At 62.3% G+C, this 15,971-nt stretch carries 14 protein-coding genes; 7 read left to right on the top strand and 7 right to left on the bottom strand.

Going from position 1 to position 15,971, the window contains the following annotated elements; all coding sequences use genetic code 11:
• Window positions 1-7 precede the first annotated feature (7 nt).
• Window positions 8-988 (bottom strand): IS30 family transposase, encoded by a 981-nt coding sequence (locus BLQ73_RS28635; RefSeq protein ID WP_093171674.1) that lies wholly within the window; start codon window positions 986-988, stop codon window positions 8-10.
• Between the two features lie 195 nt (window positions 989-1,183).
• Window positions 1,184-1,840, bottom strand: a complete 657-nt coding sequence (locus BLQ73_RS28630) for a hypothetical protein (protein ID WP_218126063.1) — start codon at window positions 1,838-1,840, stop codon at window positions 1,184-1,186.
• A 462-nt stretch (window positions 1,841-2,302) separates the two neighbouring features.
• On the opposite strand from BLQ73_RS28630, the gene BLQ73_RS28625 reads away from it, so the two are divergent.
• The 3 genes from BLQ73_RS28625 to BLQ73_RS28615 all read left to right on the top strand — a co-directional run bounded on the left by BLQ73_RS28625 (window position 2,303) and on the right by BLQ73_RS28615 (window position 4,658).
• The gene (locus BLQ73_RS28625) at window positions 2,303-3,535 is read left to right on the top strand and encodes a helix-turn-helix domain-containing protein (protein WP_143020489.1); all 1,233 of its coding nucleotides are present in this window, start codon (window positions 2,303-2,305) and stop codon (window positions 3,533-3,535) included.
• Window positions 3,532-4,089, top strand: coding sequence for a flavoprotein (locus tag BLQ73_RS28620; RefSeq protein ID WP_093175487.1), 558 nt, complete (start codon window positions 3,532-3,534; stop codon window positions 4,087-4,089). The genes BLQ73_RS28625 and BLQ73_RS28620 overlap by 4 nt, the downstream gene beginning before the upstream one ends.
• A gap of 95 nt (window positions 4,090-4,184) precedes the next feature.
• A complete protein-coding gene (locus BLQ73_RS28615) occupies window positions 4,185-4,658 on the top strand; it encodes a very short patch repair endonuclease (RefSeq protein ID WP_093175484.1) in 474 nt (157 codons plus the stop codon).
• A gap of 27 nt (window positions 4,659-4,685) precedes the next feature.
• Here the strand turns inward: BLQ73_RS28615 and BLQ73_RS28610 are convergent, their stop codons facing one another.
• The 4 genes from BLQ73_RS28610 to BLQ73_RS28595 form a co-directional block, all read right to left on the bottom strand.
• Window positions 4,686-5,927 (bottom strand): DNA cytosine methyltransferase, encoded by a 1,242-nt coding sequence (locus BLQ73_RS28610; protein ID WP_093175482.1) that lies wholly within the window; start codon window positions 5,925-5,927, stop codon window positions 4,686-4,688.
• Window positions 5,928-6,163: 236 nt separating this feature from the next.
• On the bottom strand, window positions 6,164-7,996 hold the full coding sequence (locus BLQ73_RS28605) for a DEAD/DEAH box helicase (RefSeq protein WP_093175479.1): 1,833 nt from the start codon (window positions 7,994-7,996) through the stop codon (window positions 6,164-6,166).
• Entirely contained in the window at window positions 7,996-9,420 is a 1,425-nt protein-coding gene (locus BLQ73_RS28600) for a ParB N-terminal domain-containing protein (protein ID WP_093175503.1), read from the bottom strand. Before BLQ73_RS28600 ends, BLQ73_RS28605 begins: the two co-directional genes overlap by 1 nt.
• 202 nt (window positions 9,421-9,622) lie before the next feature.
• Window positions 9,623-10,303, bottom strand: coding sequence for a hypothetical protein (locus BLQ73_RS28595; protein ID WP_218126062.1), 681 nt, complete (start codon window positions 10,301-10,303; stop codon window positions 9,623-9,625).
• Between the two features lie 470 nt (window positions 10,304-10,773).
• Here BLQ73_RS28595 and BLQ73_RS28590 point away from each other — a divergent pair, with 470 nt between their 5' ends.
• Both BLQ73_RS28590 and BLQ73_RS34755 read left to right on the top strand, forming a co-directional pair.
• A complete protein-coding gene (locus BLQ73_RS28590; RefSeq protein WP_093175477.1) occupies window positions 10,774-11,535 on the top strand; it encodes a helix-turn-helix transcriptional regulator in 762 nt (253 codons plus the stop codon).
• 84 nt (window positions 11,536-11,619) lie between these two features.
• Window positions 11,620-11,742 (top strand): hypothetical protein, encoded by a 123-nt coding sequence (locus BLQ73_RS34755; RefSeq protein WP_275936333.1) that lies wholly within the window; start codon window positions 11,620-11,622, stop codon window positions 11,740-11,742.
• A 1,219-nt stretch (window positions 11,743-12,961) separates the two neighbouring features.
• Here BLQ73_RS34755 and BLQ73_RS28585 read toward each other — a convergent pair.
• Window positions 12,962-13,390: a protein-tyrosine phosphatase family protein gene (locus BLQ73_RS28585; RefSeq protein WP_093175474.1), complete on the bottom strand. Its 429-nt coding sequence runs from the start codon at window positions 13,388-13,390 to the stop codon at window positions 12,962-12,964.
• 516 nt (window positions 13,391-13,906) lie between these two features.
• Here BLQ73_RS28585 and BLQ73_RS28580 point away from each other — a divergent pair.
• Window positions 13,907-14,338, top strand: coding sequence for a hypothetical protein (locus BLQ73_RS28580; RefSeq protein WP_093175471.1), 432 nt, complete (start codon window positions 13,907-13,909; stop codon window positions 14,336-14,338).
• 366 nt (window positions 14,339-14,704) lie between these two features.
• Window positions 14,705-15,772 (top strand): cobalamin-independent methionine synthase II family protein, encoded by a 1,068-nt coding sequence (locus BLQ73_RS28575; protein WP_093175469.1) that lies wholly within the window; start codon window positions 14,705-14,707, stop codon window positions 15,770-15,772.
• The last annotated feature ends 199 nt before the right edge of the window (window positions 15,773-15,971 follow it).

The following is a 15,971-nucleotide window of genomic DNA, read 5'->3' as shown; positions in this document are numbered from 1 at the left end:
CCTGCCCTCAACTGGTGGAAGCAATTCCGCTGGTCAGTAGCTCGGCGAACACTTCATTCGGCTTACGCCATCCCAGGATACGCCGCGGACGGTCGTTGAGCTCGTCGGCGACGGCCTGGAGATACCCCGGGTCGCTGGTGATCGTGGTCCCTTTGGGGAAATACTCACGAAGCCACCGGTTCGTGTTCTCGTTCGTCCCGCGCTCCCAAGGGGAATGCGGATGGGCGAAGTACACCTCGATATCCGCGGCGACCGAAAGAGCGGCGTGACGGGCCATCTCCGCCCCGCAGTCCCAGGTCAGGGTCCGGCGCAACGCCGCGGGCAGCCCCTTGATCCGCTCGGCCACCGACGCGGTGACCGTCGCCGAGTCCCGGGATGCCAACGGCACGAGGATCAGATACCGGGAAGTGCGCTCGACCAGCGTGGACACGGCCGAGGCGCAGTTGCGGCCGACCACGAGATCCCCTTCCCAATGCCCGGGGACGGCCCGGCCGGCGGCGTCGGCGGGCCGCTCGTCGATGAACCGCATCCCGGTGATCCGCGGCGCGCGGGGAACCCGGCCGCGGGCGGGCCTGCGGCGGGTGCGGCCGGAGCGCAGGGCGATGCCCTCGGCCCGCATGACGCCGACCGGCAGCGCGTAGATCCAGGAGTAGACGGCCTCGTGCGACACGCGTACAGCCTGGCGGCAGGGGTGGTCGATCGGCAAGCGGTACGCGATGGCCTCCGGAGACCAGCCCCGTTCGAGCAGGCCGGTGACGATGAGCCGCAGCACCGGATCGGCGTCGAGCCTGCGGGGTTTCGGGCGTCGCCTGGCCCGGCCGGCCGCCTGTTCCGCACGGGTGGCGCGGTATCTCCGCCTGCCGCCGTGACGGGAGATCTCCCGTGAGATCACGCTCGGGCATCGCCCGATCCGTGCCGCTATCTCCTTCCCGGTCAGGTTCTCGGCGATACCACGTGATATCTCCTCCCGATCCTGCATTGTCAGCATCTGGCGCACCGCCCCCACGGAATCTCCCCCCGACGATCACACGCCGAATAGGGCTACACCAGGAGAACCTCGATTGCTACGACCGGTTGAGGGCAGGGCCTACTGAGCATAAACACGCTTGTTCCGGCGGTTCCCAGCACGTACACCAGCCAGAACACCGGGGAGTACAGGCCGTCCATCGATTTATCCATCCGATTAATCAGATAGGGCCGTTAGCCGTGAAACGGAATGAGGCTCGACGGACAGCCCTTTGCGCATCGCGAGCATGACGAACCCATGGGTCAGTTGCTTGACGGCGTTGAGCTCCAGGTCCAGCGGGTGCAGCATGTGAAGGTAATAAGCGAGGCCCCATTCACACCCGGGCATAGGCCGGCGCGGATAGATAAATTTGGGACACATGTCCTCACAAGGATCATCGTCGCTGCACTCACACGCCCGATCATCCGGTGGAGGATCCTCAGGCATGGTGTCGACTGCCACCAACCACCCGCCAGGAGGCATTCTTTCCTCGATGTGGTCCAGCAGATCCATCAAATGTTCACGGACCCAGTGGTCTGACCGCGAGACATCCGCCAGCAAATAGAGGTGCGCCCCGCTCGGCGGCTCGCGATTGACATACGCTCGCCGGATCTCGCAGCGCTCAGCCACCCCGCAGGCCTGCAGAGCAGCCCACGTATCCACCACGTCGGCCTCGTGCTCAAGCTGAATCCCACGCCACGTCTCATTCAACGCCACCACCGCTGCCAGAGGCGTCCCGTGCCCGGCTCCGACCCCCACCACGAGAGCTCCGTCAGGCGGTTCACACAGCTCTGCAATCGCCAGCGCTTGTTCCCAGTGCAGATCACTGAGCACCTCCACATCGGGGCGTCGCCCTAGAGAGGCAGCTTGGGCTGGAAGGAGCATAGGAGTTGACTCCAGACATTGGTTGGGCTCGGTGTTGACGTGAGCAGCCGACACTGGGCGTGGCCTTGGAGTTGGGGGAGCTGCCGCCTCAACGCGCGGCAGCCCGTGGTCTTCGGGACTAGGGTTCGGGAACAGAAAGGCGGATGCGCCGGAGCATGGCCAAGTCGCGCTTACGGCCAGCCTCAGCGCGCCGCTCTTTGTCGGCAGCGACTTCCTCCCGCCAATTCATGAACCGCGGTCTCTGGCTCTGCGGCTCCGTGACCGCTGCCTCCGTCATGTGCTTCACTATCCGTCTCCAGTCGTATTGGCGTAGGTTGATGTGGGCGCCGCACCTTTCGGCACCCGTGACACCGACGAACGTTACGGTGATCCAAAGGACTCCAGAGCAGACAAAGTGTGTGCGTCTTCCATATGGAGGAGCTGAAGGTGGATCTCAACGGTGTAAATCGACGCATAGCATCCTGGCGTGAGCGCCGGAACCTTACTCAGGAGGAGTTCGGCACCCACATGGGACGCTCCCGTTCATGGGTGCAGAAACTGGAATCAGGACACCGGCAACTCGATCCGAGGATCTCCGTACTAGAGCAGGCATGCAAGGTCCTGGATATTCCTCTAGAAGCTCTACTAAGCGATCAGTCGTCGGACAATGCCGAGAAGTGCGTGGATGCCGCAGAGGTCGTAGTGATAAAAGAGGCGTTTCATCGCTACGACGTCATCAGCGGGAACTACTCAGAAGCTACGGCGCCAGTAGATATCAACCTGCTGAAACGTCAAGCCGCCTATGGCTGGGACGCTTTCCAAGCCGCGCACTACTCCGCGATCGGTCGTCTCCTACCTGCTCTGATCGTCAACGCTGGCAGCGCAGTTCAGGCAACCGATGGTACGAACCGTCTCGCTGCACTGCGGCACGCCGCCCTCGTCTACCAGCTTGCCTGTGCCGTACTGGTGAAGTTCAGTGACGCAGCAACGGCCTCGATCGCCGCTCATCACGCCGTCACGAGCGCTGAGAGGAGCGGCGACCCCATCACCATCGCGGCGTCCATTCGACAGCTCGTCCATGCCTTTCTCGCAGGACAGCAAGTGGAATCCGCAATCGAGATAGCCGTTGCCGCGCAGGGACGGCTGTACAGCGCCCTGCTCCAAGAGGGCGAAGCCGGAATCAGCGTTTACGGGATGCTCCTTCTAAAGGCCGCCGTCGCTGCTGCGGACGCCGATGATGCGCCCCTGGCAACTGAGCTGATCGACGAATCCAGCAGCCTTGCCACACAACTGGGCAGGGACAGCAACATCATGTGGACCGGGTATGGACCGACCAACTGCCTTCTGCACAGGGTCTCCACCCACGTGCAGCTCCAAGACGGCGAGGCGGCCCTGAGCGCCGCCCAAGCGATCGATCCTGGAGCATTCGATTCCCTCCCCCGAGAACGCAGGGCGGCCCACACGATTGATCTCGCCCACAGCCACGCCCTAGTAGGCAAAACCGATCAAGCATTGACAGCCTTGCTGGCAGGCGAACGGTTGGCTCCCCAGGAAGTCCACTGCCGACCTCATGCCCACAAGGTCATCACCCGGTTGCTGAGAGCACCCGGTACGGTGTCCCCGAGACTTCGCGCGCTGGCCACACGAGCCGGAGCCGCCGCATGACTGCCCCAGTCCTTTACGCGATATGTTGTGCCGCTCCTCCCGCACTCCACGCATCAAAGCTCGTGCAGAAGGCCAGGACCCGCTCGTGGGACGTCTGCCTGATCGCTACTCCTACGGCAGCCCGGTGGCTGCAGAACGACCTGCCAGTCCTGGAATCCATCAGTGGGCATCCAGTCCGGAGCCAGTACAAGCTCCCCGGCGAACCGGATGTCCTCCCGCCTCCCGACGCCCTGCTGGTAGCGCCGGCCACCTTCAACACGCTGAACAAATGGGCTTTAGGGATCAGCGACACCCTGGCCCTAGGATTGATCACCGAGGCGGTCGGCAAACGCCTCCCGATAGTCGCTCTGCCCTACCTCAACGCGGCTCAAGCTGCCCACCCGGCCTTCCCGCGCAACGTGGCGCTCCTACGAGAAGCCGGGGTCACAGTACTCCTCAGTGACGACGGCCACGTGCCCCACCAGCCCCAGCAGGGCGACGTCAACGCGTTCCCCTGGGATGTCGCACTAGACACCGTGAGCGACAAACTGCAGTCACACGGACAGCTCCCTTAACTCGAAGGGGCTACATGCACAAGCCTTTCAGCCCTAAGGCGGCGGGCCGAAAAGGCGGCTTACGCCTGCTTCGAGGTCAGTAGACTTCCGAAGCGATGAGCCAAGAGAAGCCTCTGCCCGAACCATGGGCACCACCGGCAGGTTCGTGGGCGTCGTCCGCGGCGAACAGGCGCAGCATGCTCGGGAACCGCAACCGCGACACATCGCCGGAACTGCTTTTGCGGTCACTGCTCCACGCTGCAGGGCTCCGCTACCGGGTAGCAGCCAAGCCGCTTCCCTCGATGCGGCGGACTGCCGATGTAGTCTTCCGTCCGATCCGCGTGGCCGTTTTCATCGATGGATGTTTCTGGCATGGCTGTCCCCAGCATTTCGTCCCTCCAAAAACCAATCCAGATTACTGGAGAGACAAGATCGGCCGTAACATGCAGCGGGACCGCGATACGGATGAGCGCCTTGCCGAGGCTGGCTGGCAGGTGCTCAGGTTCTGGGAGCACCAGCCAGCCGAAGAATGTGCGGAAATAGTAAAAGTTGCGGTAGCCGCCCGCAGGAGCATCCTTCTCAAGCGCTAATTCTCTACGACTAGTCAGCTTGTGGGCTTAGTGCACTGACGCCGGAGTGCGGTCCAGTTCAACCGCCTCGGATGTGGCATCCGAAGGCTTCCTGTTTCCGGATGATTCTCCGTCGAGATCAGAGCACTCGAAAAGTTTGATAGGAGTATTCGCCGCTTCGAAGAGCTCTTTGTCGATGGGACTCAGCGCCTCCCCGGCGTCGGCCCGACGCAGCGCTTCGATAATCGCCTTCCCCATCGTTTCTGCAACAGGCGGGGGAAATGCATTGCCTACCTGGCGGTACGCGGCGGTCTTCTTGCCAGCGAACTTCCAGTCCTCCGGGAAACCCTGAATGATCGCAGCTTGACTCACCGTCAGCTTAATTCCCCGCTCACTGAGCAGGTCACGCTCTTTGTCCTTGAGTGGCTCGTCCGCAACGCCATGCGCGTCGATGCCGAGCAGCTCCCATGCCTTCTTAGCCCTTGTAGGGCCCAGGTCTGCACCGCCGTGCTTCTTTGATCCCCCCACGAGGGTTGGTGCCACAGATCCCCGCTCTGCTTTCTCCAGCCACCGCCGGTAAATCTTCTCGCCCTCGTCTCCTAGAGCCCTGACGCGTTGCCGCATTGACTTTTTCAGCGCGTCAGCAACAGTAACTACCGCCTCAGAGTCTCCGAGAGGAAGTTTCTTTGGGAAGTATGGGGCGTCCTTCTCGCATATAGCGATAAGGATTGCGCGCGGCCTGAGCTGCGGGACGCCGAAATTGCGAGCCTCAACTAGAGTCCACTCCGACGGCACATAGCCCAATCGGCGCAGTATCCTCCGGATTTCCTCCCGGTACTCGGCAAACCTGTGGCTGGGTTCGAGAAGGCCGCGCACATTCTCTATCATGACAGCCCTGGGTTGCAGAGCCTCGACCATATCGAGCATTACCGGAAAAAGGTCTCGATCGTCATCGCGGCCAAGCTGCTTACCCGCTAGTGAGAACGGTGGGCAGGGTACTCCGCCTGCGAGTAGAGTAATTTGGCCTGGTTTGAATCCAAGGCTAGCTATATTGAACTGCTTTTCCTTGGGCTCGGCTTTCTTTGTAAAATTCTTCAGATCGAGCTCATGAACCTGGCAATTTTCTTGCCCGCCGAGTTTGCCGAGGTTGGCTCGAAGAGTGTCGCATGCATGCCTGTCAAACTCGATGAGAGCCCGATGCTGGAAGCCGGCGTTGTGGAGCCCCAAAGCCTGGCCCCCCGCGCCGGCGCAGATCTCCACCGACGTGTACTCCCGGCCCTGCTCCGGCATGGGACTCCTCCTCCAGCCGGGTGCACCGACCTCGCCCGGAAGCACCCTAGCCGTATAGCGGCAACCTTGAACAACCTTCGAACAAATGAACGGCCACTATACCCGGACGGTAGCTTGTCTATCGCCTTGGCCATCGAAACCCTGCCAAAAGGGAAGCACGCTCAGACATCGGCGGAGGTTGGACACGCTGATGCCGCACCAGTCACCTACCCGCAGCACGACGCTCAGCGGTGTCCTCAGTTGACGGGGATCTTGTTCAGGTGATCGAGTAGAGCCCGCACATCATCCATGTCCATCCCGCTCGCTACGGAGGGCTCCTCCTCCAGGTCAGCAAGCTGCTGGACATCAGGATCGTCCAGAATGCGGCCCATGAACTGCAGCTTCTCATCAAGCCGCAGTGCCACTGCCTCGTCGACAGTCCCCTCTGCGATGAGGATCGTGACTCGCGTCTCAGCATCCGCGGGCAGGCCCAGGCGGTGGATACGATCCAAACTCTGCAGAAACCGGCCGGCCATGAAGTCCCGATCAACGTAGACCGCGTCGTGGCAGACCTGGTGCAGGCTGATGCCTTCCCCGAGGGTCGCGGGATTCGATAACAGAACCATGCAGTCCGGATCCTCACGGAAGCGTCTGATCTCTTCCTCTCGATCAGGAACACCGCCATAAACCGTTGCTGGGTTGTAGGGGGCAAGGAGCGACCTGAGTGAGGTCAGACTTCGGATGAAAGTAGACCACACTAGTGTTTTGCGGCCAAGTGCTGCGTTCTCTTTGACAATTGAGAGAGTCTCTTGGTATTTGGGGGAGAGCTCATAGCTTGGCAGGTCCTGGAGGAGCTTATAGAGAGAGTCGTTCGGTAAGACTCTCAATGCTGGGACCCGATAGGCGAGAGGCTCGTAGCGACTGGTGCCTTCAATCAGAAGTGCTGGTGTGATTGCTGCCATCAGGAGCCGGAGCATTGCTCGGCCCAAGGTATCGAGTCGGTCGCGTGACGCCTCTGCACGCGCTGAGTAACGGCCTACCAGCGCGTCATAGATCTCCCGGTGCAGCGGTGGCAGCTCCACACGTCTGATCTTCGGCTCATACGGCGGTAACCCGAGTTCACTTTTGGTGGTTCTTGTGAACAGCGGACGCAGCGCGGCGCTTGCGTAGGCAAGGTCTCCGCCCCTGACAGCGTCGGACACAACCCGGCGGCCGTGGCCTGGCCATACAAAAGACAGCAGGCTCTCAAGGTCTTTGGCTCCGTTGGGGGCTGGAGTCCCGGTGAGGATAAGCCGTCGAGGGGCTAAGGGACCCAGTGATAGACAAGCGGAGCCGTAGGTGCCTCGAGCGCCCAGCTTCATCCGGTGGGCTTCGTCCAGAATGAGCATTGACGGCATGGAACGCAGCCACGAGGCCAAGCCACGCAGCGATCGGTTCAGACGCTCATAATTGACAATTAAAATCTCTGCGCCTGGATCCGGCGACTTATCCATGACGCGACTTCGGAGCGGCTCTTTAAAACAGAACGCGCTCTCGTACATCCATGATTCGTATGCCGATTTCGGGCTGACCACCAGAGCGCGCCGCACTGCATTCTGATTGCGTAGGGCGGCAAACACTGCTAAGGCCACACGGGTCTTGCCCGCGCCAGGCACGCTGAAGTTCGCTCCATGCCGCAGCGAGAGTAAGCGTGCGATATCCCTAAGCTGAAAGGGGGTCAGGTCAGCTGCCCAATTTGGCTTGAGGAGGGGGATTATATCGTCTGTCCTTAAATCACCAGTCTCTCCGTGCTGATCGCTTGCGAGGCGTCTCTCAGCAGCTTCGGCGTCATCGAGCACACCGTGAACGAGCTGGACTAGATCGTCTTCCCACTCCACACTCTCCGGCGCTGGCCATGTGGCTAGCTCGCCGATACCCACAAGGAAATCGTCAAGCTCGATCTCGGCCATGACCGTCCCCCGCCTAGTAGCGGCGGCGAAGCGGGCAAGTAGTTGAGATAGGTCGTCTGTGTGCTCTGGCAGCACGCGAAGGACAGCTTTGGTGCGGGTGATATCGAATGAGATAGCCAGCGATACCTGGCCGGGGGGCATTATTTCTCCCTGCCTACCGCATCCAACAGCCAAGTAACACCCTCGCCAGGAGTTTTGATGCTGCGTGCGGACTCTATAGCAAGCTTGTCCAGGATTCCGCGCAGCCGGATTAGCGCTTCGTCGAAGGCATCCTCATCCAGGGTTCTGGAAGAACGAGCATGTACAAGGTCTGTGATGGACTGCTCGAGATCTAGACAGGCGTCATTGAGCCGGTCGGGGGCTGCTTGCCGCTTCTTCCGGATTCGCGCATCCCGGCCGGCAGGCGTTAGGGCTGAATCAATAGCTTTTTGAGCATCGCCAAGTACGGTTTCAGCCTCATGCGTCTGGGCATCTGCTTCTGCAAAATTAGAATTTTCGTTGGATTTTGTAACCGCTTTGGCCTTTAGTAGGATATCGGTAAACGCTTTGGCTTCGGCGACGTCCGTTCCTGCTGATCGGACACTTCTGCCAAGCCCGGGAATAGAGGTAGGCGTCTGTGTGGCTGATGGCTTGAGATTGTCGGGCAGCACCTTTGCCAGATAGCGTAACTGGAAATCTACCTCGATGTGGCGGATGTCGGTCTTGCTGAACCCGAGCACGATCGCAGCTAGCCTGTTCTCCTTCACGAGATCGGCTTGGTCCTTATTTTCACTGGCGATGTCCATATACTTTCGATGGAGCTCGGCAAGCTTTTCTTTCGAATTTTCGAAATCCATCAGTTTTAACTGAGAGTCGCCAGACTTGCTGCGTTCAACCAGATCGCGAAGCGCCGTAAGAATCCATTTGTCTCGCTCTACAGTCTTGCTCTGTATTCTGAATTCGCGAGCGATATCAGCAATCGGCCGCCCTGACGCTAGCTGCTCGTCTAGTGCAAGAAGATGGTTGATGTAGGAGTAGTCACGCTTATGCTCTCTGCGGAGTTGAAGAGACAGCTCGATAGCGTTGACGTCTTCCCAAGTACAGGATTCCGGAAGGACGCCAACTCGAATGCTTCTGACGCCAAGTTCCCGAAGCGCTACGCAACGTGTATTTCCATTGACGAGAGTTCCGTCGCGAGTGATCAGGCCTGGTTCATTTTGCTTGAAATCGCGAAGACTATTTTTGAGATCCTCGAAGGTAGGATCCTCCTTGGCGGGATCCGCCGGCAGCGACTTGAGAAGAAGGGCCAGATACTCCTGGCTTGTGTCGGACCACGGGTCCGCGTTCAGCTCGGCTTCCCTTTGCGGGTCGAAGCTTCGCTGGGCGCGGATCCGGTGGGTGGCGGGGTTGTAGTAGAGCGCGTCAACCGGCATGTCGATGACCTCGACATAGCGAGGCCGGCCGCGCCACTCGATCGTCAGTGACTCTCGAACCTCAGAGGTGCCGAGAGCTTCCCTGACACGCTGCTCGATGAGTGATCGGTTCTCGTCTGCACGTGGGGGGGAGCCGAAGTCCGTGGCCGTCATGTCTCTCTCCTCCATGTCGTTTCCCAGAGCCGGCTCGCCGACTGTCTGGGGCACTCCATGTTAAGACTGCTCCAGCGACGCTTTTAGCGATCGCTCTTAGTGCAGGCTTCTTGAGTCACTGTTGATGCGCGTCCGTGTTTTCACTCCTAGGTACGAGCCGCAGGTAAGCGAAGAGTGTTATGCGTCCAGCTTCCAAGCCGACTTACCTCAGCGCGTCGTGGACCTCGGCGCGCGCATCTGCCGGGAGCGTCTGGTATCTCGCCCACAGCTTCTCGAGCTCACTGAAGTCGCGCCTCTCCTTCTCGATCCAGTCCTTGAGGATGCGTTGGTCGAGCTCGGGAAGCCGCGCGATGCTCTCAAGGAGAGGCCGGAGATCTGTTGCGAGACCGCGACCGCCGACACGGCATCGGTTGCACTCGATGACGAGCTGGACCTCTTCGGTTCCGTCTCTGCGGGTAACCACGCGGCGCGCGATATCAAGCTGAGCTGTCTCGAACGTGTCGCTGTACGGATGGCCAGCAGGAACACCACAGGAACGACAGAGGTGCCCGTCGCGCGTGAGCACGTCGCGGCGCTGGGCAGCGTTGACCGAGTGGGAGACCTTCTTGCGTGTCGCCTTCCCCGGCTCCCAGACCGGATCGCCCGGAGCCACGAACCGCTGTTCGTTCGAGAGCAGTGCGGCGTCCTCGCGGCTGGTGTCGATCCTCCATCCGAAGTCCCGCAGGTCGCGCATGCGGCGGTCTACCTGCGCCACGCCTGGGAACGCGTCCCGCAGCTGGTCCTTAGTGAACGTGTTTCCAACTCCTACATCTGTGAGGAGCCAAAGAGCGGTCCGCTTCATCGTGCCCAGTTTCTGGTCTTGCCAGGAAGGCAGTGCGGCCATGGGGTGAGTCCTTTCGCGGGGGTCGGAAGAACGTCGGACGGGAGAAGCCGTGACTCATCACCAAATAGCGCTGCAACGGCTGGTTGCCGACCGACAGCTTGCGGCTCCTTGGTGACCAACTACTGTGCACGGTCAGCGCTATCTCCGCAACCCTCGTTGTCGCTGTCCGTGCCCAAAGCCAAACAATGTCCAGTGTTTGTGCAGCTCATCAGGGGTGGCCACGCTTTGCGTGCCGGTTGACTCGGACAGGTGAAAGCCGTGTTGTCCGTTTCGGAAGAGTGCTGGTCACCCAGCGCAAGGGCGTTTGAGTTGTGTACACCCGGTGGCGGCGGGCAGTATTGCGCGAACGTGTGCAAGCTCCGCGTCCCCAGCCATTGGCGGATAGGTCGGGGAATGGGTGTGGCTTGTCATGCTTGTCTGGCCTGAAGGCTGGTCAGCGGAAAGCACCTTGATACAGGGAGGACTACGGAATGCCGAAGCGCCGACAGATGACGAGCGAGCTAGACCACGAGCAGACGCCTGAGCGCCGCCGGTTCGGGGGAATGCTGCGCGAGCTCTGCGCCCTGCGGAGCGACTTGTCGTACGCGGAGATCGCTGAGCGTCTACATGTACATCGATCGACGCTGGCCGGTCATCTCAGCGCTCGCCGCCTTCCTACTTTCGAGTGGTGCGCGGAGCTGTACGCTCTCGCGTTGGCAGGGGCGGTCGAGAGCGTCAGCGCATTGATGCCGTTCACTCTCGAGGAGTTCGAGTGCGCCTACCGGGCGGCCAAGGCCCCGCTATGCGGGCGCTGTGCGCGCCCTGAGGAGCCCAGCGCGTTTAAACGGAGCGGGCTTGGTGCGGGCGGCAGCCGCCATGTCGGCGACATGGCGGCTATTGAAAGGGGGGTATCGCTCGGCGTGCTGCCGGTACCTGGCAGGAAGGGGGACCGGCAGGTTCATCCGGGCGTCGATGCCGGTGTCGCGAGTGCGGTGTTGGAGTCGTTGGAGCGAGGGGACATGGCGCATGCCCGTTCGGCGCTCCACTACGTGGGAGGGGCATTCCTGCCGGGCGAGGTTCTAGCCGTTGTGGATGCGCTGCGACTCATGGAACGAGACGACGCGGCCGACGCTGTTCTCTACCACGCCAGTCGTCGTCCTGTGGAGGAGGTGCTGCGTCTGACGCGCCTGCTTGTTGTCGCTCAGCGGTACGAGGATGCGGCTCTGCTGCTGACAGCAGCTGACGTGGCTTGATGATCTGCACGCTATCCGACTGCGGGGGCTAGCCGGATGGCTCAGCACCTCTGGCAACAGAGGATTCAATTCGATCAGAAAGGCATGACCTTGTTCGACGATGAGGGCCGTGAGCGCCGCGAGGTGCTTCTGCTCCAGATGCAGTTGCTCTTGGTGGTCGCGCAGTCGTGGATCACGTGGGTGCAGAATGCGGGCGGGCTCGGCTAGCACGAAGCCGGCCAAGCCCGCGTGTCGCCAGACGACCCGACCTGCGCCGCCAAAAGCTGGGTCGGGTTCGTCTCTGCATGACTCAATGTAGTTGACGGGCTAACCGGTTCACCTGCTGGGGGTGTGTTTGCGTCTAGCGCAAACACACCCCCAGCAGTCTTCGGGGACGTTTCGGTGCCGACCGATTTCCGCACGAGCCTCCTTCTGTACCAGCACCTTGATTGAGAGCCCTGGGTCTATGGCGTGGGCAGTACCTAAGGAGAAGGGGATGGATGTTCTTGAGGACGGACAGCCCGAGGTCTCTATGGGGTTGGCATACGGGGTTGTAGGCCGAGGCGGTGCATTGTCCAGGCGTGGCCGGCTGCGGCGGCGCGGGCTAGGGGGCCTTGATCCTGGTGGGACAGTGGCGGGCGACGAACTCGCGGAACAGTGTCCACGCCGCGGCGATCTCCCGCAGAGGTGCCGGGTGCTGGCGATGTGGGCGAATAAGAGAGCCGCTCAGCCGTCCCCTGTCCACTCCAGCGCAGTCGGGGACAGGGGACGGCTGAGCGGGTAGCAGGACGTTGACGTGTCGTTCTCGCTGGTAGAGCGGCGCAGACGGGCATTCAGCGGCAAGGCTTTGAGGAACATCGGGTCGCTGGGGGGCGGCAAGCCGTACGGCGACGCCGGTTGTCAGGCCGGAGGGGACGGTCTCCACGTCGCTGAGGCCCCCGCATTGCTGCTGGATTTCGGTTTTTCAGGCGGGGGCGCGGGGGCTGCTTGTCCCAACGCGCGCTGTTCGTGGCCCTCCCCTCCACAGTGGCCCTAGTGGGCGCTCAATGTCGGAGCGTCAGCGGAAGCGAGCGACGTAGCGACCTTGCCGTGGACGCCCGCTGCCGGCCGCGTTTCAGGTGATGAAGGCACGCCAGTTTCCTCGGAGGAGGCGGATTTCCCCGGTTGGTGGTCGCCAGTCCATTATCTTGTTGTTCCTTTAGAGTCGAAGTCCGGGTTGCAGAAACTCGGATCGCACGCAGGCTTTTCTGCGGGATGGCAGTCGCTCCCATCCTTCTTCGGAAGGCATTCCTGTTTGTCTGGCTCGCGTTGCCTGTCGCGGGCGGCTGCTGAAATGGAAGAGCTGACTGGAATCCCCTTGCGGGGCTGATACAAGCGCACCATCGACCGTGCCCTATGCATGTGACCTGGTCAAGAGGGGTTTTTGGTGGCCTTCTCCCTTCGGTTGTCAGCGGAAGTGGGTGATGTAGCGGCGTTGCCAGGGGGTTTCTACGGCGTGGGGGGAGTAGTGGGTGCGGACGTAGGTGACGGCTTCGCGGGGTGGGACGCCGTCGAGGATGGCGAGGCAGGCGAGGGCGGTGCCGGTGCGGCCTCGGCCGCCGGCGCAGGCGACTTCTACGCGTTCGGTTTCGGCGCGGGTCCAGGCTTCGCGGAAGGCGGCGGCGGTGGCGGGGCGGTCGGAGGGGAGCCAGAAGTCGGGCCAGCGGAGCCAGCGGTGTTCCCAGGAGACGGGGGGTGGTTGGCGGCCGAGGAGGTAGAGGGCGAAGGTGGGGTGGGGGCCTTCGGGGAGCGGGTGTCTGAGGCCTCGGCCTCGGATGAGGCGGCCTGAGGGCAGGGCGAGTAGGCCCGGGGTGGTGGGGTCCCACGTGGTGGTCATGGCGTGACCTTAGTTGTGGTGGTGGGGTGGGAGGCGGGTTTCCGCTGTCGGCGTCGCGAGGTACGGGTTTTCGCAGCCGGCGGCTTGTCGGGGGATTGGGTCTTCGCGGTTGGTGAAGCTCTGATGTGGCTGAGGCCGGCCGTGTGATGGGGGTGGCCTGCGGGGCTTTGGGGCCGCTTGGTCGCGAGCTTGCGGTGCGATGCCCGATGGCCGCGGGAGGCGCAGGGGGACGGGGCCTGCGATGGTGAAGGGGATGAACGAGCTGCCGAATGCGGTGTTCTCCTGGACGCTGGGTCGGGTGGACTGGCACGGGGCTCGGCTCGGTTGGTCAGGGAGGATCCCGAGGATTATGTGCGGGATTTGAAGAAGCAGCCGGGGAAGGCCGTCGTGGTTTTCGGGAGTTCGACGCTGATGGTCGATGGACACAAGGCTGTGAACTGTGTCACAGCGGGAACCTGCGGTGGCCTTTTCTGCGACTTACCGGCGACCAGAACACCTTCTCGCTAAGGAGTCACCGTGAACGGAAAGGCAGTCGCGACAAAAGTGGGCGCCGGCTTGGCGGGCGTCGTGCTCGCTCTAAGTGTCGGGGGCGCGTCCGCGGCGGGTCAGGTCGGCCCCGGGGTCGGCGCGGTCGCCACGGAGGCGCCCGCGGCGAAGCTTCCGCCGAAGGGGGCCAGGGCGGTTGTCCAGGTGAGCCCCAATCCCACGGCGAGGCGCGGTGAAGAGGTGACCATCACCGGCCGCTGCGGTGGAGGGCAAGGGCTTAAGGCCGTGATCAGCGGGTTCGGCAAGGTCCAGGTGCTGAAGGACATCCGCATCATCAAGGATGACCCTGACGGTTTCCTGGCGAAGGCGAAACTGTCGGAGAGGATCGGCAACGGGGTCGGCCCTGTTTTCGTCGACTGTGGTGGCGAGGCGGGTGTGACCCTCTTGGTCACGCACGTCTGACGATAAGACCGGTGGTTCGGGGCACAGCCGAAGGAACGGTCGTGAAGGTGAGTACGGCACAGCCCGCTTGGGCTGTGCCGTGCAAAGAACCTCGAGAAAAAATCCATATTTGCTTCTGATGTGGATTCTTGTGGCCAATCTGGTTCTCGAGATATCGGCTCTTGGCCATGGTGGGGGTGGATCCCCGCCGTGGCCTGGTCCGTGTTGAGGCAGGATGCTCCGCGGATGCCTCTTAGAGGAGGCGAACAGGATGACAGTCGGGGTGGCATTGCCGTGAGGCCGCGACCTGCGCAATCGCCGTACGGCGGGCAGCCGGTCCCTGAGAGTAATTGAAGCCTTACCCACAGTTAACATATCCTCGACGCCATGGGTATTCCTACCGAAGCGATCGGAAGCATCCCCCGCCCTGCCGCCCTTGTGGACGCGCTCGCGCAGCACGCCCAGGGGCTGATCGGCCCGGAGGAGCTTGCCGCACGACAGGCCGCGGCGGTCGCCGACACCGTCGCGCGCCTGGAGCAGATCGGCAGCCCCGTGCTGGTCGACGGTGAGCAGTCCAAACCGAGTTTTCTCACCTACCCGCTGGAGGGACTGGAAGGTCTCGACCCCGCCGGAGGCCCCGAAATCCCGTTCGCCGATGGGCACACCCGCCGGTTGCCGGCCCTCACCAAGGGACCGTTCCGCTATCGCCGCAGAGCCGAGACCTATCTGAAGGAGGCGCTCAAACACACAGAGCGCCCGGTGAAACAGGCGGTCATCGCGCCTTCGGCGCTCAGCCTGCTCTATCCCGCGGACGGTATCGCGGACTATCCGCCGAAGGTCTTCTTCGACGATCTGGTGGTGGAGGCCGAAGCCGACATCAGAGGCTGCCTTGAGGCGGGCGCGCATGTCGTGCAGCTCGACTTCACCGAGGGCAGGCTCTCGCTCAAACTCGACCCGAGCGGAGCGTTGCTCGACGACCTCATCGCGCTCAACAACCGGGTGCTGTCGCGTTTCACCGAGGCCGAACAAGCACGCATCGGCGTGCACACCTGCCCCGGCGGCGATGGGGACTCGACGCACAGTGCCGACGTCGACTATGCGGACCTGCTGCCGAAACTCTTCCAGCTCAAGGTCGGCAACTTCTACATTCAGATTGCCGGTGAAGCCGACCCGGAGCGGTCGCTGCGCCTGATCGCCGACCATCTCAGGCCGGGTTCCCGTGTTTTCATCGGGGTGACCGACCCCATCGACCCTGTGGTGGAGACCCCGGAGACGGTTCGGGACCGGGTTCTCGCGGCGGCCCGCCATATTCCGGTGGAGCTGCTCGGCACCTGTGACGACTGTGGTTTCGCCCCGTTCGCAGATGACATCTCGACCACGCGTGAGACCGCGTTCGCCAAGATTGAGGCCCGGGTGCGCGGTACGGCTCTCGCAAGCGAGATGCTCGGGGTCTGAAATGGCTTGCGGCCTCCGCCCGCCGCCTCCGCCCGTCGCCGCGGCGTCCGTTGCCGTAGCGCGCGGCGTGTGATGGGCGGAGGCCGCGATTGCCGGCGGTAGCCGTACGTGTATTTACCTGACCTGCGTGGTTTGCACTACATCGCGGGGATTTGGTGGATACGTCGGACTTCGTGTGGGCCGACCTTGCGGCTCCGGT

Source organism: Sinosporangium album, assembly GCF_900100605.1.
Lineage (GTDB): Bacteria > Actinomycetota > Actinomycetes > Streptosporangiales > Streptosporangiaceae > Sinosporangium > Sinosporangium album.
Note: the sequence above shows the minus strand (reverse complement) of the source record. Positions and strands in the feature narration are given on the sequence as shown.

Coding starts and splice junctions, on each gene's coding strand:
- BLQ73_RS28635 (WP_093171674.1), bottom strand. CDS start 988: ATGCTGACAATGCAGGATCGGGAGGAGATATCACGTGGTATCGCCGAG.
- BLQ73_RS28625 (WP_143020489.1), top strand. CDS start 2,303: ATGGAGGAGCTGAAGGTGGATCTCAACGGTGTAAATCGACGCATAGCA.
- BLQ73_RS28620 (WP_093175487.1), top strand. CDS start 3,532: ATGACTGCCCCAGTCCTTTACGCGATATGTTGTGCCGCTCCTCCCGCA.
- BLQ73_RS28615 (WP_093175484.1), top strand. CDS start 4,185: ATGAGCCAAGAGAAGCCTCTGCCCGAACCATGGGCACCACCGGCAGGT.
- BLQ73_RS28610 (WP_093175482.1), bottom strand. CDS start 5,927: ATGCCGGAGCAGGGCCGGGAGTACACGTCGGTGGAGATCTGCGCCGGC.
- BLQ73_RS28605 (WP_093175479.1), bottom strand. CDS start 7,996: ATGCCCCCCGGCCAGGTATCGCTGGCTATCTCATTCGATATCACCCGC.
- BLQ73_RS28600 (WP_093175503.1), bottom strand. CDS start 9,420: ATGACGGCCACGGACTTCGGCTCCCCCCCACGTGCAGACGAGAACCGA.
- BLQ73_RS28595 (WP_218126062.1), bottom strand. CDS start 10,303: ATGGCCGCACTGCCTTCCTGGCAAGACCAGAAACTGGGCACGATGAAG.
- BLQ73_RS28590 (WP_093175477.1), top strand. CDS start 10,774: ATGCCGAAGCGCCGACAGATGACGAGCGAGCTAGACCACGAGCAGACG.
- BLQ73_RS34755 (WP_275936333.1), top strand. CDS start 11,620: ATGACCTTGTTCGACGATGAGGGCCGTGAGCGCCGCGAGGTGCTTCTG.
- BLQ73_RS28585 (WP_093175474.1), bottom strand. CDS start 13,390: ATGACCACCACGTGGGACCCCACCACCCCGGGCCTACTCGCCCTGCCC.
- BLQ73_RS28575 (WP_093175469.1), top strand. CDS start 14,705: ATGGGTATTCCTACCGAAGCGATCGGAAGCATCCCCCGCCCTGCCGCC.